Raw genomic sequence first — 16470 nt, 5'->3', positions numbered from 1 at the left:
CCCGGCCCACTTGACCGGGAATCAGATTAGGCGCCATATTACTTCTCGTGACCCAGCAGCCCGAGAGCGGACCCACCGCCCCCAGCCTCGACCAGGCCCGCCGCCAGATCGCCCGCTACGGCCTCACGGCCGATCCGCAGGCGATCCTGGTCGCGGCCCGGCTGATGGCGGCGGGCGCCCGGATCGGCCAGGCCGGCGAGGTGCACTTCGGCCGCTTCGGCCTCTCCACCGGCCGCTACCGGCTGCTGGCGGACCTGGAGGACCACGGCGGCGAGAAGTCGCCCTCCCAGCTCGCGGCGAGCCTCGGCGTCTCCCGGGCGACGGTGACCGGCCTGGTCGACGGTCTGGAGCGGGAGGGCCTGGTGGCCCGCCGGCCGTCCACCGAGGACGGCCGCGGCAACGTGGTGATCCTCACCGCGCGCGGCGCCGACAGGCTGCGGGAACTGGCGCCCGAGCACTTCGCCCGGATGCAGGCACTGGTCGGCGGCCTCTCCGTCGAGGAGCGCGCCACCTTCCTGGAGCTGCTGGCCCGGGTGGTCGCGGGCATGGACGCGCTCACCGAGGACTGATCCGCACCGAGGCGGGCCGCCGGACGGCGGCCCGCCTCCTTTCAGCCCGGATAGTTAGGCACCTAAGCACAAATACTTAGGCACCTTAGCACCTATGAGAGGAAGCTCCGCCCATGAGCAAGAAGGCTCCCGGCGCTCCCCCGCCCTTCGTCCTGTGGCGCGAGGTCCTGGCCGCCTACGCCATGCCCGCCGCCACCGCCGGGGCCGGCGGAGCCCTCACCGGCCAACCGCAGCTGGTGACCGCCGCGCTCACCACCATCGGCGGCACCTCCGCCCTGGTGGCCGCCGCACTCGGCGCCGTGCTGCGCCGCCGCCCCGCCCGGAGCCGGCCCGCCCGGACCCCGCGCGCGCTCGCGGCCGCCGCCCTCGGCCTGTTCGCCGCGGCGCTCGGCCTGGCCGTCGGCCTCGCCGCCGGCCACTGGCTGCCGCAGCTCCCGGCCCTCGCCGACAGCCCGTGGCCGCGTCGGCTCCCGCTCGACCTGGCGGTCTCCTCGGCGATCGCCGCCACCATCACCACCTGGCGCTGGCGCGGCAGCCGCTCCGCCCGTACGGCTCAGCACCGGCTCCCCGCCGCACCCCGACCCGAAAGGCAGACGTCATGATCGTCATCATGGGCGCCGGTGGCGCCACCGGCGGCGCCACCCTGCGCAGCCTCGCCGCGCTCGGCGCGCCGTCCCGCGCCCTCAGCCGCGACCCCGCCCGACTGGCCGCCGCACTGGACGGGCACACGCTCGCCCGGACCACCACCGCCCCGGCCGACGCCGCCGACCCGGCCTCCCTGCGCACGGCGTTCCGCGGCGCGCACCAGCTCCTCCTCACCATGGCCAACGGCCCGCAGCAGGTCCGGTACGAGCTGAACGCGATCGAGGCGGCGGTCGACTGCGGAGTGGAGCACATCGTCAAGGTCTCGGCGCCCGCCGCCGAGCCGGACTCCCCCGTCGCCGTCTCCCGCGGCCACCACCTGATCGAGGAGCGGCTTCGGCGCTCCGGCGTCACGGCGACCGTCCTGCGGCCGTACGCGTTCATGCAGAAGCTGCTGCTCCTGGCCCCCGGCATCGCCGCCGGGGTGGTGCACGGCGCGCTGGGGCAGGCGCGGTGCAACTACGTGGACGTCCGGGACGTCGGGGACGCCGCGGCCGAGGTGCTCACCCGCCCCGAACTGGCCGGCGGCAGCTATCCGCTCACCGGCGGACGGGCCTACAGCCACTCCGAGCTCACCGCGCTGCTGAGCGAGCTGCTCGGCCGGCCGGTCCGCTACCTCGACCTGAGCCCGGCCGAGCTGCACGCCCACCTGGTCGGCCGGGCCGGGATGCCGGACTGGCTGGCCACCCACGTGGTGGAGATCCAGCGGCTCGCGGTGGTCCGCGAGGAGACGCCGGACGACACCTTCCGCCGCCTCACCGGACGCGCCCCGCGCACCCTGGAGGCCTTCCTCGGCGAGAACCTGCACCGGTTCCGCTGACCGCCGGGCAGCACGGCGGGCCGGGTCTCCCGGACCGGACGGTTCGGCCCGGGAGACCCGGGAGACCCGGCCCGCCACCCGGAGGGAGCAGCACTCCGTGTGGCGTGGGTCACGGTCGGAAAATCAACCTGACGCTCCGTCAACTCCGCTGACGTCTCGTCACATCGATGACACGAAGCCTCAGTTGTCGGCTGACGTGACGTCAGATTCGGTCATTTCAGAGCCAGTTGGGCCGAGTTCCCGCTCCTGCCGGGTCGTCGGACCCGGGCTACCATCGGTCGGGTTGTCCGCTCCGGCCCCGGAGTGGGGTCACCCGATCAGGCGGTGCTCCCACCGCCCCAGGGGCCGGGCATCGGTCGGAACGGGGCGAGGACGAGGAGCGCACGGCTGCCATGACAGCTGAACCGAGCCACCCGGAGCTTTACGCCGCGCCACCGCAGGAGCCGGCCCCGCAGCAGCCGGCGCCGCAGGCCGCGCCGAAGCAGCCGGTGCAGCCGGTGCAGCCGGTGCAGCCGGTGCAGCCGGTGCAGCGGCAGCAGCCGCAGCAGGAACTCGCCCTATTCCCCGGCCGCCCGGCCACCGCGCCGCGCACCCTGGTCGACGTGCTGGACGCCACCGTCCGCGCCCACCCCGACGAACCCGCCCTGGACGACGGCCGCACCGTGCTCAGCTACCGCGCGCTGGCCGCCGAGGTCGAGCAGCTGCGCCGCCGGCTGGCCGCCGCCGGGATCGGCCCCGGCGACCGGGTCGGCGTGCGCGTCCCCTCCGGCACCAACGACCTCTACGTCTCGATCCTCGCGGTGCTCGCCGCCGGGGCCGCGTACGTCCCGGTGGACGCCGAGGACCCGGACGAGCGCGCCGAGCTGGTCTTCGGCGAGGCCGCCGTCGCCGCCGTGCTCGGCACCGGGCGCGGCCTGACGACGACGGCCGAGCGCGCGCCCGCCCCGGAGCGCCGCCCCACGCCGGCCGACGACGCCTGGATCATCTTCACCTCCGGGTCGACCGGCAGGCCCAAGGGCGTGGCCGTCACCCACCGCAACGCCGCCGCCTTCGTGGACGCCGAGGCCGCGCTCTTCCTCCAGGAGGAGCCGATCGGCCCCGGCGACCGGGTGATGGCCGGCCTCTCGGTGGCCTTCGACGCCTCCTGCGAGGAGATGTGGCTGGCCTGGCGGCACGGCGCCTGCCTGGTACCGGTCCCCCGCTCCCAGGTGCGCAGCGGCGCCGACCTCGGCCCCTGGCTGGCCGAGCAGGAGATCACCGTCGTCTCCACCGTCCCGACGCTCGCCGCGCTGTGGCCGGCCGAGGCGCTCAACGAGGTGCGGCTGCTGATCTTCGGCGGCGAGGCCTGCCCGCCCGAACTGGTGCAGCGGCTGGTCACCGAGGGCCGCGAGGTGTGGAACACCTACGGCCCCACCGAGGCCACCGTGGTCGCCTGCGCCGCCCTGCTGACCGGCGACGGCCCGGTGCGGATCGGCCTGCCGCTGGACGGCTGGGACCTCGCCGTGGTGGACGAGGCCGGCCGGCCGGTCGCGCCCGGCGGCACCGGGCAGCTGGTGATCGGCGGGGTCGGCCTGGCCCGCTACCTCGACCCGGAGAAGGACGCCGAGAAGTACGCGCCGCTGCCCTCGCTGGGCTGGGAACGCGCCTACCGCAGCGGCGACCTCGTCCAGGCCGACCCGGCCGGCCTGCTGTTCCTCGGCCGCACCGACGAGCAGATCAAGCTGGGCGGCCGCCGGATCGAGCTGGGCGAGGTCGACGCGGCCCTGCAGGCCCTGCCCGGGGTGGCGGGCGCGGCCGCCGCCGTACGGACCGCGCGCGGCGGCAACCAGCTGCTGGTCGGCTACCTGGTGGTCCAGGAGGGCTTCGACCGCGAGCAGGCCGTCGAGCGGCTGCGCGCCGAGCTGCCCGCCGCCCTGGTGCCGCTGCTGGCGACCGTCGAGGCCCTGCCCACCCGGACCTCCGGCAAAGTCGACCGCAACGCCCTGCCCTGGCCGCTGCCCGAGCTGGAGACCGCCGGCCCGGGCGAGCAGCTCTACGGCACCGAGGCCTGGCTGGCCGAGCAGTGGTCGGAGATCCTCGGCGTCCGGGTCGGCGGCCCGCGCGACGACTTCTTCGCCATCGGCGGCGGCAGCCTGGCCGCCGCCCGGCTGACCACCCTGCTGCGCACCCGCTACCCGAGCGCGGCCGTGCTGGACGTCTACCAGCACCCGACACTGCGCAAGCTCGCCCGGCACCTGGAGCGCAGCGCCGGCGAGAGCACCGAGGCCCGCCCCGTCACCCTGGTGCCGACCCGGGCCAAGCTCCTCCAACTGCTCCTGTTGGTCCCGCTGTTCACCGTCGTCGGGCTGCGCTGGACGGTGGCCCTGCTGGCCGCCGGGAACCTGCTCACCCACCTCGGCGACTACCCGTGGGCGCCCACCGCCTCCTGGTGGTGGGTCGGCGCGGGCGCGCTCGCGCTGTTCACCCCGCCGGGCCGGCTGGCCGTCGCGGCGGGCGGCGCCCGGCTGCTGCTGCGCGGCGTGCGCCCGGGCAGCCACCCGCGCGGCGGCTCCGTCCACCTGCGGCTGTGGACCGCCGAGCGGCTCGCCGAGCTGACCGGCGCGGACTCGCTGTCCGGCGCCTGGCTGGTGCGCTACGCCCGGGCGCTGGGCGCCAAGGTCGCGCCCGAGGTGGACCTGCACTCGCTGCCGCCGGTCACCGGGATGCTGAAGCTGGGCCGCGGCTGCGCGGTCGAGGCCGAGGTGGACCTGTGCGGCTACTGGCTGGACGGCGACCGGCTGCTGATCGGCCAGGTCAAGATCGGCTCCGGCGCCGTGGTCGGCACCCGCTCGACGCTGCTGCCCGGCGCCCGGGTCGGCAAGCGCGCCCGGGTGGCGGCCGGCTCCAGCGTCACCGGCCAGGTGCCGACCGGCCAGCGCTGGGGCGGCGCGCCCGCCGTCAAGCTGGGCCGCGCCGAGCGCGACTGGCCCGAGGAGCGTCCGGTCCGCCGGGCCCGCTGGGCCTCGCTGTACGGCGCCAGCGGTGCCGTGCTCGGCCTGCTCCCGGTGCCGCCCGCGCTCGCCGCGCTGGCCGTGCTGTCCCGGTTCGTCGACCAGGGCGCGGCCCTCGGCCCGGCGCTCGGCGGCGCGCTGCTCGGTCTGCTGCCCGCCACGTTGGCGTTCGGCGCGGTGTACGCGGCGCAGCTGGTGGTGCTGGTCCGGCTGCTGAGCATCGGCCTGGTGCCCGGGACGCACCCGCTGCACGGCCGGGTGGGCTGGCAGGCGTGGACCGTCACCCAGCTGATGGATCGAGCCCGCGAGGTGCTGTTCCCGCTCTACGCCGGCCTGGTCACGCCGCTGTGGCTGCGCGCCCTCGGGATGCGGGTCGGCCGGGGCGCGGAGGTGTCCACGGTGCTGGCGCTGCCCAGCCTGACGACGGTCGGCGACGGCGCGTTCCTGGCCGACGACACCCTGATGGCCCCGTACGAGCTGGGCGGCGGCTGGGTGCGGCTCGGCGAGGCGAAGGTCGGCGAGCGGGCGTTCCTCGGGAACTCGGGGATGACCGCGCCGGGCCGCGCGGTGCCCAAGCGCGGCCTGGTGGGCGTGCTGTCGGCGACCCCGGCGAAGGCGAAGAAGGGCGGCTCGTACCTGGGCATGCCGCCGATGCGGCTGCCGCGCTCCGCGGACCGGGCCGACCAGAGCCTGACCTACGAGCCGCCGGCCCGGCTGCTGTGGGCGCGCGGGCTGGTCGAACTGGGCCGGCTGGTGCCGGTGCTGGCCTCGGGGGCGCTGGGCCTGCTGACCGTGGCGGCGCTGTCCTGGCTGGCGGCCGGCTCGCCGCCGGCCGCCGCGCTGCTGTCGGGCCTGGTGCTGCTGGCCGCCGGTACGGTGGCCTGCCTGGTCGCGGTGGCGGCGAAGTGGCTGCTGGTCGGACGGTTCCGGGCGGTGGAGCACCCGCTGTGGAGCGGCTTCGTGTGGCGCAACGAGCTGGCGGACACCTTCGTGGAGATGCTGGCGGTGCCGTGGTTGGTCGGCGCGGTGCCGGGCACCCCGGTGCTCAACCTGTGGCTGCGCTCGCTCGGCGCGCACGTCGGGCACGGGGTCTGGTGCGAGAGCTACTGGCTGCCGGAGGCCGACCTCGTCACCCTCGGCGACGGGGTCACGATCAACCGGGGCTGCGTGGTGCAGACGCACCTCTTCCACGACCGGATCATGCGGATGGATACTGTGGTCCTCCGCGAGGGCGCCACCCTGGGCCCGGGCGGCATCGTGCTGCCCGGCAGCACGGTGGGCGCGCGCAGCACGCTGGGCCCGGCGTCGCTGGTGATGCGCGCCGAGTCCGTCCCCGCCGACACGCGGTGGCTGGGCAATCCGATCGAGGCGTGGCAGACCACGTCGTGACCACCTCCCCGTCCCCCCGTCCCGGCCCGCAGGAAGCGCACGTCCCCGTGAAGCCCAAGCACGTCCCGGCGGCCGCCGCCGCCCCGGACCCGTACTTCCCGAACAGCGGCGACCACCGCTACCGGGTGCACCGCTACGAGCTGGCGCTGGACTACCGGCCCGGACCCAACCGGCTGGCCGGCTCGGCCCGGCTGAGCGCGGTGGCGGACGCGGCGCTGGCGGAGTTCGCGCTCGACCTCGCCGAGTTCCGGATCGGGCGGGTGCTGGTCGACGGCCGGGCCGCCCGCTACACCCACCGCGCGGGGAAGTTGCGGATCCGCCCGGCCAGGGCGCTCGCGCCGGGCGCGGCGTTCACCGTCGAGGTGCACTACACCGGCAACCCGCGCCCGGTGCGCAGCCCGTGGGGCGGCCTGGGCTGGGAGGAGCTGACCGAGGGCGCGCTGGTGGCGAGCCAGCCGGTCGGCGCGCCGTCCTGGTTCCCGTGCAACGACCGGCCCGCCGACAAGGCCGCCTACCAGCTGGCGGTCACCACGCCGTCCCCGTTCACGGTGGTGGCCGGCGGCCGGCTGCTGACCCGCACCACCAGGGCCTCCAGCACCACTTGGGTGTACGAGCAGAGCGCGCCCACCCCGACGTACCTGGTGACGGTGTCGATCGGGAACTACCGGCCGGTGCCGCTGGCGGTGCGCCCGGCGGTGCCGCAGACCGGCTACGTGCCGGAGCGCCTGGCCGCCGCGTTCGCCCGGGACTTCGCCCGGCAGCCGGAGATGGCTGCGTACTTCGGCGACGTCTTCGGCCCGTACCCGTTCGGCGAGTACGCGGTGGTGGTCGCGGACGAGGAGCTGGACGTCCCGGTGGAGGCGCAGGGCGTCGCCACCTTCGGCACCAACCACCTGGGCGGCGGCTGGGAGCGCGAGCGGCTGATCGCCCACGAGCTGGCCCACCAGTGGTTCGGCAACAGCGTCACGATCGCCGACTGGCGGCACATCTGGCTCAACGAGGGCTTCGCCAAGTACGCGGAGTGGCTCTGGTCCGAGCACGCCGGCGGCCCGGGCGCGGCCGTGCACGCCGCCGCCGCGCACCGGCTGCTGGCCGGGCTGCCGCAGGACCTGCGGCTCGGCGACCCGGGCCGGAAGCTGATGTTCGACGACCGGCTGTACCAGCGCGGCGGGCTGGTGGTGCACGCGCTGCGGCGGGCCCTCGGCGAGGACGCCTTCTTCGCGATGCTGCGGGACTGGACCGGCGCCAACCGGCACGGCGTGGTCACCACCGCCGACCTGCGCGCGCACGCCGCCCGGTACACCGCCGCCCCGCTCGGCCCGCTGTTCGAGGCCTGGCTGGAGCGGCCGGAGCTGCCGGCGCTGCCGGACTGAGCGCTCCGGCCGGGCCGGTGTCTCCAGGACCGTCCGGGCCCGGGGCGTTCTCGGGACCGTCCGGACCGGGGGCGCTCGGCAGGGGTGATCGGCCGGAGTGCTCGGCGGGTGAGATCGGCCGCGTTGTTCGCCCGGAGTGCTCGGCGGGGTTATTCGGTCGGCCCCGGGGCCGGGTTGGGCTACTGTCCGTGCACATGTCGATGAGTCCAGAAGCCCACCTGACCGATCCGCCCCACGAGCTGCTGCCCGCCACCCGCCGCGCCCTGCTGCACCGGCTCGCCGTCGCCCAGTCCGAGGGACGCACGCCCTCGATGGTCGCCGGGGTGCTGCGCGACGGGCAGCCGGTGTGGAGCGGCGCCCGCAGCATGGTCGACGGGCACGCGCCGACCCCGGACGTCCAGTACCGGATCGGCTCGCTCACCAAGACCTTCGTCGCCGTCCTGGTGCTGCGGCTGCGAGACGAGGGCCTGCTCGACCTCGCCGACCCGCTCTCCCGCCACCTGCCCGGCACCCCCGCCGACGGGGCGACCGTCGCCCAGCTGCTCTCGCACTCCTCCGGCCTGACCGCCGAGACCCCCGCCCCCTGGTGGGAGCGGACCGAGGGCACGCTGCGCCCCGAACTCGGCGACCTCCTGGAGGCCGAGCGGCCGTCGAAGCACCCGACAGGGCGGGTGTTCCACTACTCCAACACCGGCTACGCGCTGCTCGGCGCGCTGGTGGAGAGGTTGCGCGGTGAGACCTGGGGCGAGGTGCTGCGCCGCGAGGTGCTCGCCCCGCTCGGCATGGACCGCACCACACTGCTCCCCGAGCACCCGCACGCCGGGGGCTTCGCCGTCCACCCCTGGGCCGACGTCATGCTCCCCGAGCCGCTCACCGACACCGGCCTGATGGGCCCGGCCGGCCAACTCTGGTCCACCGTCGCCGACCTGGCCCGCTGGGCGGCATTCCTGACGGCGGGCGACGACAAGGTGCTGTCCGCCCACACCCTCGCCGAGATGCGCCGCCCCGCCGTCGCCCCGGACGACACCGAGTGGGCCGGCGGCTACGGCCTCGGCCTGCAACTGCGCCGCCACGAGGGCCGGTTGCTGTACGGGCACACGGGCTCGATGCCCGGCTTCACCGCGGGCCTGTGGATCAGCGAGGCCGACGGCCTGGCCGCGTACGCCCTCTCCAACGCCACCAGCGGCGCCAGCGCCGCGTCGCTGGCCGCCCAGTTGATCGCGCTCACCGCCGAGCTCGAACCCCGGCTGCCCGAACCGTGGCGCCCGCTGAGCGAGGTGGACGACGAGCTGCTGGAGCTCACCGGCCCCTGGTACTGGGGCGCCGCCCCGGCCGCCCTGCGGCTGCTGCCCGGGCGGGTGCTGGAGCTCACCCCGCTCACCGGCACCGGCCGGGGCTCGCGGTTCCTGCCCGAGCCGGACGGCACCTGGACCGGCGCGGAGAACTACTACGCGGGCGAGACCCTGCGGGTGGTCCGCCACCCCGACGGCACGGTCAGCCACCTCGACATCGGCTCCTTCGTCTACACCCGCGAGCCGTACGGACCGGCGGGCGCCGTCCCCGGCGGGGTCGACCCGGAGGGCTGGCGGGCCTTCTGAGCCGCGCGTCGCGACCGGCACCACAGCGGCGTGAAAGCAGCGGCGTGACGAGCGCGATCTGACAACCGCGAGGTGACGACGGGGGTGTGCGGCACGGCCGTACGCCCCCGTGGCGTCTGCTGTCCACCCTCGGCGGACGACCGCCCGGTGCCGGGCAGATGACCGCCGGGCCACGGGTGGTCCCATTCAACAGGTGCACATCTGCGATCCCCCGGGCCGCAACATAAATGCCAACCGGCTCGGAGAGACATACGGGGACCGGTTCGCGTCCATGCCCAACCGCCTGCGGACCGGGACGGTGCCCTGGCGATCCACGGCACCGCCGATCGTGCTGCCCTGGAGGGTCCGCCATGACCACCGTCCCCACGTACGCTCCGTCCGCAGTCGCCACCACCCACGACGCCCCGGCGGTCCCCGCGCCCCGCCCCCGGCCCGCCGCCCCGGCCGCGTACACCGTCTCCCTCGCCCGCGACGAGGACGACGTGCGCGCCGCCCAGCGGCTGCGCCACCAGGTCTTCGGCGCCGAACTGGGCGCCGTGCTGCACAGCCCGGTCGCCGGTCTGGACGTCGACCCGTTCGACGAGTACTGCGACCACCTGCTGGTCCGCGAGGGCGAGCAGGGCGCCGTCGTCGGCACCTACCGGCTGCTGCGCCCCGAGGCCGCCCGCCGGGCCGGCCGGCTGTACTCCGACGGCGAGTTCGACCTCTCCGCGCTCGCGCCGCTCCGCCCCGGCCTGGTCGAGCTCGGGCGCTCCTGCATCCACCCGGACCACCGGGGCAACGGCGCCGTCATCAACCTGATGTGGGGCGGCATAGCGCGCTACCTCGCCGACACCGGCAACACCTGGGTCGGCGGCTGCTGCTCGATCGAGCTGGCGGACGGCGGCGCCACCGCGGCCCGGGTCTGGGACACCGTCAGCGCCAAGCACCTGGCGCCCGAGGAGTACCGGGTCGCCCCGCACCGCCGCTGGGACGCCACCGGGGTGGCCCGCGCCGAGCGGGGCGCGCTGCCGGCCTTGCTCCGCGGCTACCTGCGGCTCGGCGCCTGGGTCTGCGGCGAGCCCGCGTACGACCCGGACTTCGACTGCGCCGACCTGTACGTGCTGCTGTCGCTGGAGCGCACCGACCCCCGCTACCTGCGGCACTTCCTGTCCGGCGTACCCGCCTCGGGCGCCTCGTCATGAGCGTCTGGCTGCCCACGGCGACCTGCCGGCCCGAGACCTGCCTGGCCGAAGCCTCGCCGGAGGTCTCCCACCCCCGGCGGGCGCTGCGGCTGACGGCCTGTCTGGCCGCCGTGCTGGCGGGGATCGTGCTCAGCCTGCCGGTCCGGCTGTTCCCGGAACGGGCCCGGGACCGGCTGGTCCGGCTCTGGGCGCGGGTGGTGCTGCGCACCCTGGGGGTGACCGTCCACCTCACCGGGCCCGACGGACCGGAGTCCGGCGCGGGCCCGCGCGCGGGCGCGGGCGGCGGCGGCGCGGGCGGTGGCGGCGCGGGCGGCGCGGGCGCGGGCGCCGGGGTGCTCGTGGTGGCCAACCACGTGTCCTGGCTGGACATACCGCTGCTCGCCGCCGGGCGGCCCGGCCGGTCGCTGGCCAAGACCGAGGTCCGGCAGTGGCCGGTGCTCGGCCCGCTGATCGCCTGGGGCGGCACCGTGTTCCTGGACCGCGACCGGCTGCGGACCCTGCCGGACACCGTGGCGGCGGTGGCCGAGGTGCTGCGCTCCGGGCACCCGGTGATCGTCTTCCCGGAGGGGTCGACCTGGTGCGGGCGGGAGAGCGGCCGCTTCCGGCCCGCGCTGTTCCAGGCCGCGGTGGAGGCTGGCGCCGACGTCCAGCCGGTGACGATCCGCTACCGGCTGGCGGACGGGCGGCCGACCAGTGTGCCCGCCTTCATCGGGGACGACGGGCTGCTCACCTCGCTCGCCCGGGTGGTCGCCGCCCGCGGGCTGGTCGCCGACGTGACCTTCCTGCCGCCGATACCGCCGCCCGGCCCGCAGCCCGGCCGGGCCGGAGCCCGGCGCGAGCTGGCCCGCACGGCGCAGGCGGCGGTCGAGGGCATCCGCTGACCGGCCGCCGGTGCGGCGGGCTGCGGCGGCGGGCTGCTGATGGGACGGACTGCTGCCGCGGCGGACTGCTGCCGCGGCGGACTGCGGACCGGCTCCTCCCACGGTCCGGCAGGGCGGAGCGCCCCCGCCCACCCCGCCGGCCGCGGACGGGCCGCCTCGGGGTCCGACACCGGGGTAGGCTCCCCGGGTCCGCTCGTACGATCACGGAGGAGTCACCGATGCCCGAGCCGTATCCCCTCTACGAGCCGTACGCACAAGGCCTGTTGGATGTCGGCGACGGGCAGCTGATGCACTGGAACGCCTCCGGGAACCCGGCCGGAACGCCCGCCGTGGTGGTGCACGGCGGGCCCGGCTCCGGCCACAGCCCGGGCTCCCGGCGCCACTTCGACCCGGAGCGCTACCACCTCGTCCAGTTCGACCAGCGCGGCTGCGGGCTCAGCCTGCCGTCCGCCGCCGACCCGTCGACCAGCCTGGAGCACAACACCACCGCGCACCTGATCGCCGACATGGAGCGGCTGCGCGAGCACCTCGGCATCGACAAGTGGCTGCTGTACGGCGGCTCCTGGGGCTCCACGCTGATCCTCGCGTACGCCCAGGCCCACCCGGAGCGGGTCTCCGCGATCGTGATCTGCGGGGTCACCATGACCCGCCCGGAGGAGACCGACTGGCTCTACCGGGGCGTGGGCCGCTTCCTGCCCGGCGCCTGGGAGGAGTTCCGGGACTTCCTTCCGCCCGCCGACCGGGACGGGGACACCTCCGCCCTGCTCGCCGCGTACAGCCGGCTGCTCAACAGCACCGACGAGTCCGTCCGGCGGGCCGCCGCCAACGCCTGGGCCACCTGGGAGGACGCGGTCATCTCGCACGAGTCCCTGGGCAAGCCGAACGCGTACACCGACCGACCCTCCGACGCCGTGATGGCCTTCACCCGGATCACCGCGCACTACTTCTCGCACCAGGCCTTCCTGCCGGACGGCCAACTGCTGCGCGACGCCGGGCGGCTGGCCGGAATCCCCGGCGAACTGATCCACGGTCGGCTGGACCTCGGCGGACCGGTCGACACCGCCTGGCAGCTGGTCAAGGTCTGGCCGGACGCCCGACTGACGGTCATCGACGAGGCCGGGCACACCGGGAGCCCGCAGATGAGGGACGCCGTCCTGGCCGCGATCGAACGCTTCGCCTGATCGGCCATGAGCCCCGGGGCGGTTGGGCCTTCCGTACGAATGGTCCAGACCGAGGAAGGCCTACCATACGACGCATGATCGCCTATGCCCCAGCCGCCCTGTTCTTCCTGTTGTTCGGAATCGGGGTACTACGCGACCGCCGCCAGTTCAGCAACGCCGTCCTGCTCGGCATCGCCGTCTCCCTCCTCTCCCTCGCCCTGCTCGCCGAACTCCGCAAGGCGCCCGGCGTGGTGGTCACGCTCGTCGCGGCCCTCATCGTCATCCTCCCGGCCTTCGGCACGGCGGCCCTGGTCTGGTTCCTGCTCGCCAACGGCCTGACCATGATCCGCAAGGAGGGCAGGCGGCCGGCCAACCTGCTGTCGCTGCTCGCCGGCCTCGGCATCCTCGGGGTCATCGGGCTGCTGGTCGCGGCCCTCGTCGTCCACTCCCGGCAACTGGCCGCCCTGGCGGGCACCGCGGTGCTGGTGGTCGGCTACGTCTCCTTCCTGTTCACCTGCTTCGTCGGCTACGCCTTCCTGTACGGCCGCCACCGGCCGCGCCAGGACGTGGACTTCGTGGTGGTGCTCGGCTCCGGGCTGATCGGTGGCGAGCGCGTCCCGCCGCTGCTCGCCAGCCGGCTGAACCGGGGCCACGAGGTGTACGAGAAGCAGGCCGCCCGCGGCAACCCGCCGGTGCTGATCACCTCGGGCGGCCAGGGGCCGGACGAGAAGCTGCCGGAGTCCCACGCGATGGCCGACTACCTGGTCGAGCGCGGCTTCCCCGAGGAGCACCTGGAGCGGGAGGACCGCTCCCGCACCACCGAGGAGAACCTGCTCTTCAGCAAGGCCATCATGGAGCAGGCCAAGCCCGGCTACCGGTGCGTCGTGGTCACCAACAACTTCCACGCCTTCCGGGCCGCCCTGCTCGCCCGGCAGACCGGCGTCAACGGCCACGTCTTCGGCTCGCCCACCGCCCGGTACTACTGGCCGAGCGCCACCATCCGCGAGTTCGCCGCGATCTTCCTCTCGCACAAGCTGGTCAACTTCGGGATCTGCGGCTTCATCGCCCTGTGCGGCGTGCTCGTGGCCCTCTGATCCACCCCGGTCCCGCCCGCCCGGTGCGGTGCAGGTGCCGGTGCGGTGCGGTGCGGCACGGTGCGGTGCGGGCGCCGGTGCGGTGCGGCACGGTGCGGGTGCGGCCTCCGGTGGTCGCCCCGGGCGCGCTCCGGGGCGGCGGAACCATGGCGGCCCGTGCCATGCCCGGCGGCGGACCTCGGATGACCGCCACATGGCACCGGGCCGCGGGGCGCGCCACGCTGCACGGGACAGGCCCCCACTCCTCCCCCACCCAGGAGTCCCCATGCCCTTGCGCCCCGCCGCGGCGGCACTGCTCACCGCCGTCACTCTCGCACTCGGCACCACCGCGCCCGCTGCGGCCGCCGCCGCCCCCGCCCCGGCCTCCGCCGCACCCTCCCGCACCACGGCTACGGCCACGGCCACGGCCACGAGCGGCAGCTTCCAGCAGGTCACCGGGTTCGGCACCAACCCGGGCAACCTCGCGATGTACACCTACACCCCCGCCGGACTGCCCGGCGGCGCTCCCCTGGTGGTGGCGCTGCACGGCTGCGTCCAGAGCGCCACCGACTACTACCGCAACTCCGGCTGGACAAAGTTTGCCGACCAGTACGGCTTCGCGGTGGTGTTCCCGCAGACCAGCAGCGCCAACAACAGCCTCTCGTGCTTCAGCTGGTTCGACGCGAACGAGGCCGCCCGGGGCGTCGGCGAGGCCGAGTCGGTGGTCGAGATGGTCACCAAGGCCGAGTCCCTGTACGGCTCGGACTCGCACCGGGTGTTCGTCACCGGGCTCTCGGCGGGCGGCGGGATGGCCGCCGACCTGCTGGCCGACTACCCGGACGTGTTCGCCGGCGGGGCGATCGACTCCGGCCTGCCCGCCCACTGCGCCGCCACTCAGGCCGCCGCCTCCGGCTGCCAGAACTCCGACCAGCGGCTCACCCCGGCCCAGTGGGGCGACAAGGTCCGGGCCGCGTACCCGGGGTACACCGGGCCGTGGCCCAGGGTCGCGATCTGGCAGGGCACCGCCGACACCGTGGTCAGGCCGGTGAACTCGACCGAGCTGCGGGACCAGTGGACCGACGTCCAGGGCATCGGCCGTCAGCCGACCAGCACCCGAAGCCTCCCCGGCGGCACCACCGAGGAGCTCTACGCCGACGCGAGCGGCAAGCCCGCCGTGGCCCTGTTCACGATCAGCGGGATGGGGCACGGCCTGGCCGTGGACCCGGGCTCCGGTGCCGACCAGTGCGGGGCGACCGGCGCCTACTTCCTCGACACGATCTGCTCCGGCTACCACACCGCGCGGTTCTGGGGGCTGGACGGCGGCTCCGGCCCCGCCGACCCCGGGCTGCCGGCCCCGACCGGGCTGACCGCGACCGCGGCCTCCGGTTCGATCGCCCTCACCTGGCAGGCCGTCAGCGGCGCCGCCTCGTACCAGGTCTTCCGCGACGGCGGCCAGGTCGGCAGTGCGACCGGCACGGCGTTCACCGACACCGGGCTCGCGGCCGGCACCACGTACAGCTACACCGTGGCGGCGGTCGACGGGTCGGGCGCGGTCGGCACCCGGTCGGCGGCGGTGACGGCGACCACCCCGGGCGGGGGCACGTCCCAGTGCTACACCGCCAGCAACTACGCGCACGTGCAGGCCGGCCGGGCCACCCAGAGCGGCGGCCTCGCCTACGCCCTCGGCTCGGGCCAGAGCATGGGGCTCTGGAACACCTTCGTCACCCACACCCTGAAGCAGACCGGCCCGGGGTACTACGTTCTCGCCGACGGCCAGTGCTGAACGGATGACAGCCGGCACGCGGCCGAGCACCGCCCCGACCGCCCGCCCCGCCGCGAACGCCCGCATCGCCACGCCCAATGCGTCCACCGCGCCCACCCCGGAGCTCACCCCGCCCCCACCCCCGCCCGGAGCCCGGCGAACAGGTCGGTCTCGACCTCACCCGCGCCGGGCGCCGGCGCCAGGCTCCGGGCCAGGTGGTAGTCCTCGGTCGGCCAGACCTCGCGCTCGATGTCCCGCGGGTGGGCCATGAAGGCCACACCCGGCTGGACCTGGGTGGCGTGCGCCAGCATCGCCGCGTCCCGTACGGCGAACTGCTCGGCGCACGCTATCCGGGTGGTGGTCGCCAGGGCGGGCGGGGTGTCGGGCCAGCCGGCGAGCAGCTCGCCCATCTCCGAGCGCAGGCCCCGTTCCGTCATGGCCTCGTGCAGGGCCTGGAACCAGGCCCGGGAGAGCGCCAGGTGGTAGTAGAGCTTGGCCACCTGCCAGGGCCCGCCCAGCCCGGGGTGGCGCTCCGGGTCGGCGGCGGCTTCGACGGCCGCCACGGTGACCCGGTGGGTCATCACGTGGTCCGGGTGCGGGTAGCCGCCGGTCTCGTCGTAGGTGATCACCACCTGCGGGCGGAACTCCCGGATCAGGGCGACCAACGGCTCCGCCGCCAGTTCCACCGGCTGGGCGGCGAAGCAGCCCTCCGGCAGCGGCTCGCCCTCCCCGGGCATCCCGGAGTCGACGAAGCCGAGGAACTGCTGGCGCACGCCGAGGATCTCCCGGGCGGCGGCCATCTCCTCGCGCCGGACGCGGGCGATGTCGGCCCGGACCTCGGGCCGGTCCATGGCCGGGTTGAGCACCGAGCCGCGCTCGCCGCCGGTACAGGTGGCGACCAGGACGTCCACGCCCTCGGCGGCGTACCGGGCGAGGGTGGCCGCGCCCTTGCTGGACTCGTCGTCGGGGTGCGCGTGCACGCTGAGCAGCCGCAGGCCGCCGGGGTGACGGGTGAACACGGGTACCTCC

At 75.5% G+C, this 16470-nt stretch carries 12 protein-coding genes; 11 read left to right on the top strand and 1 reads right to left on the bottom strand.

The annotated features are described in order from the left end of the window. Window positions 1–47 precede the first annotated feature (47 nt). The 11 genes from ACFY0X_RS17380 to ACFY0X_RS17330 all read left to right on the top strand — a co-directional run bounded on the left by ACFY0X_RS17380 (window position 48) and on the right by ACFY0X_RS17330 (window position 15462). Window positions 48–569 (top strand): MarR family winged helix-turn-helix transcriptional regulator, encoded by a 522-nt coding sequence (locus tag ACFY0X_RS17380; RefSeq protein WP_387755239.1) that lies wholly within the window; start codon window positions 48–50, stop codon window positions 567–569. 113 nt (window positions 570–682) lie between these two features. Continuing rightward, the gene (locus ACFY0X_RS17375) at window positions 683–1171 is read left to right on the top strand and encodes a hypothetical protein (RefSeq protein ID WP_387755236.1); all 489 of its coding nucleotides are present in this window, start codon (window positions 683–685) and stop codon (window positions 1169–1171) included. Then, complete coding sequence (locus ACFY0X_RS17370; protein WP_387755233.1) at window positions 1168–2031, top strand: NmrA family NAD(P)-binding protein; 864 nt, start codon at window positions 1168–1170, stop codon at window positions 2029–2031. Before ACFY0X_RS17375 ends, ACFY0X_RS17370 begins: the two co-directional genes overlap by 4 nt. Window positions 2032–2423: 392 nt before the next feature. Further along, window positions 2424–6410 (top strand): Pls/PosA family non-ribosomal peptide synthetase, encoded by a 3987-nt coding sequence (locus ACFY0X_RS17365; RefSeq protein WP_387755230.1) that lies wholly within the window; start codon window positions 2424–2426, stop codon window positions 6408–6410. A 47-nt stretch (window positions 6411–6457) separates the two neighbouring features. Further along, complete coding sequence (locus ACFY0X_RS17360; RefSeq protein WP_387755722.1) at window positions 6458–7783, top strand: M1 family metallopeptidase; 1326 nt, start codon at window positions 6458–6460, stop codon at window positions 7781–7783. Between the two features lie 194 nt (window positions 7784–7977). Next, window positions 7978–9381, top strand: a complete 1404-nt coding sequence (locus ACFY0X_RS17355; protein ID WP_387755228.1) for a serine hydrolase domain-containing protein — start codon at window positions 7978–7980, stop codon at window positions 9379–9381. A gap of 350 nt (window positions 9382–9731) precedes the next feature. Then, window positions 9732–10565 carry a GNAT family N-acetyltransferase gene (locus ACFY0X_RS17350; RefSeq protein ID WP_387755225.1) on the top strand — a complete coding sequence of 278 codons (834 nt, stop codon included), beginning with the start codon at window positions 9732–9734 and terminating at the stop codon, window positions 10563–10565. Further along, window positions 10562–11446 (top strand): lysophospholipid acyltransferase family protein, encoded by an 885-nt coding sequence (locus tag ACFY0X_RS17345; RefSeq protein ID WP_387755222.1) that lies wholly within the window; start codon window positions 10562–10564, stop codon window positions 11444–11446. Before ACFY0X_RS17350 ends, ACFY0X_RS17345 begins: the two co-directional genes overlap by 4 nt. A gap of 218 nt (window positions 11447–11664) precedes the next feature. Next, on the top strand, window positions 11665–12627 hold the full coding sequence (gene pip / locus ACFY0X_RS17340) for a prolyl aminopeptidase (protein WP_387755219.1): 963 nt from the start codon (window positions 11665–11667) through the stop codon (window positions 12625–12627). A gap of 74 nt (window positions 12628–12701) precedes the next feature. After that, window positions 12702–13700, top strand: coding sequence for a YdcF family protein (locus ACFY0X_RS17335; protein WP_387755217.1), 999 nt, complete (start codon window positions 12702–12704; stop codon window positions 13698–13700). Between the two features lie 265 nt (window positions 13701–13965). Further along, window positions 13966–15462, top strand: coding sequence for a PHB depolymerase family esterase (locus tag ACFY0X_RS17330; protein ID WP_387755214.1), 1497 nt, complete (start codon window positions 13966–13968; stop codon window positions 15460–15462). A 104-nt stretch (window positions 15463–15566) separates the two neighbouring features. On the opposite strand, the gene mca is transcribed toward ACFY0X_RS17330, so the two are convergent. After that, the gene (gene mca / locus ACFY0X_RS17325; RefSeq protein ID WP_387755211.1) at window positions 15567–16460 is read right to left on the bottom strand and encodes a mycothiol conjugate amidase Mca; all 894 of its coding nucleotides are present in this window, start codon (window positions 16458–16460) and stop codon (window positions 15567–15569) included. Between the last annotated feature and the right edge of the window lie 10 nt (window positions 16461–16470).

The organism is Kitasatospora sp. NPDC001547 (assembly GCF_042894165.1).
Lineage (GTDB): Bacteria > Actinomycetota > Actinomycetes > Streptomycetales > Streptomycetaceae > Kitasatospora.
The sequence above is the reverse complement of the archived record's forward strand: the minus strand, read 5'-3'. Positions and strand labels throughout refer to the sequence as shown.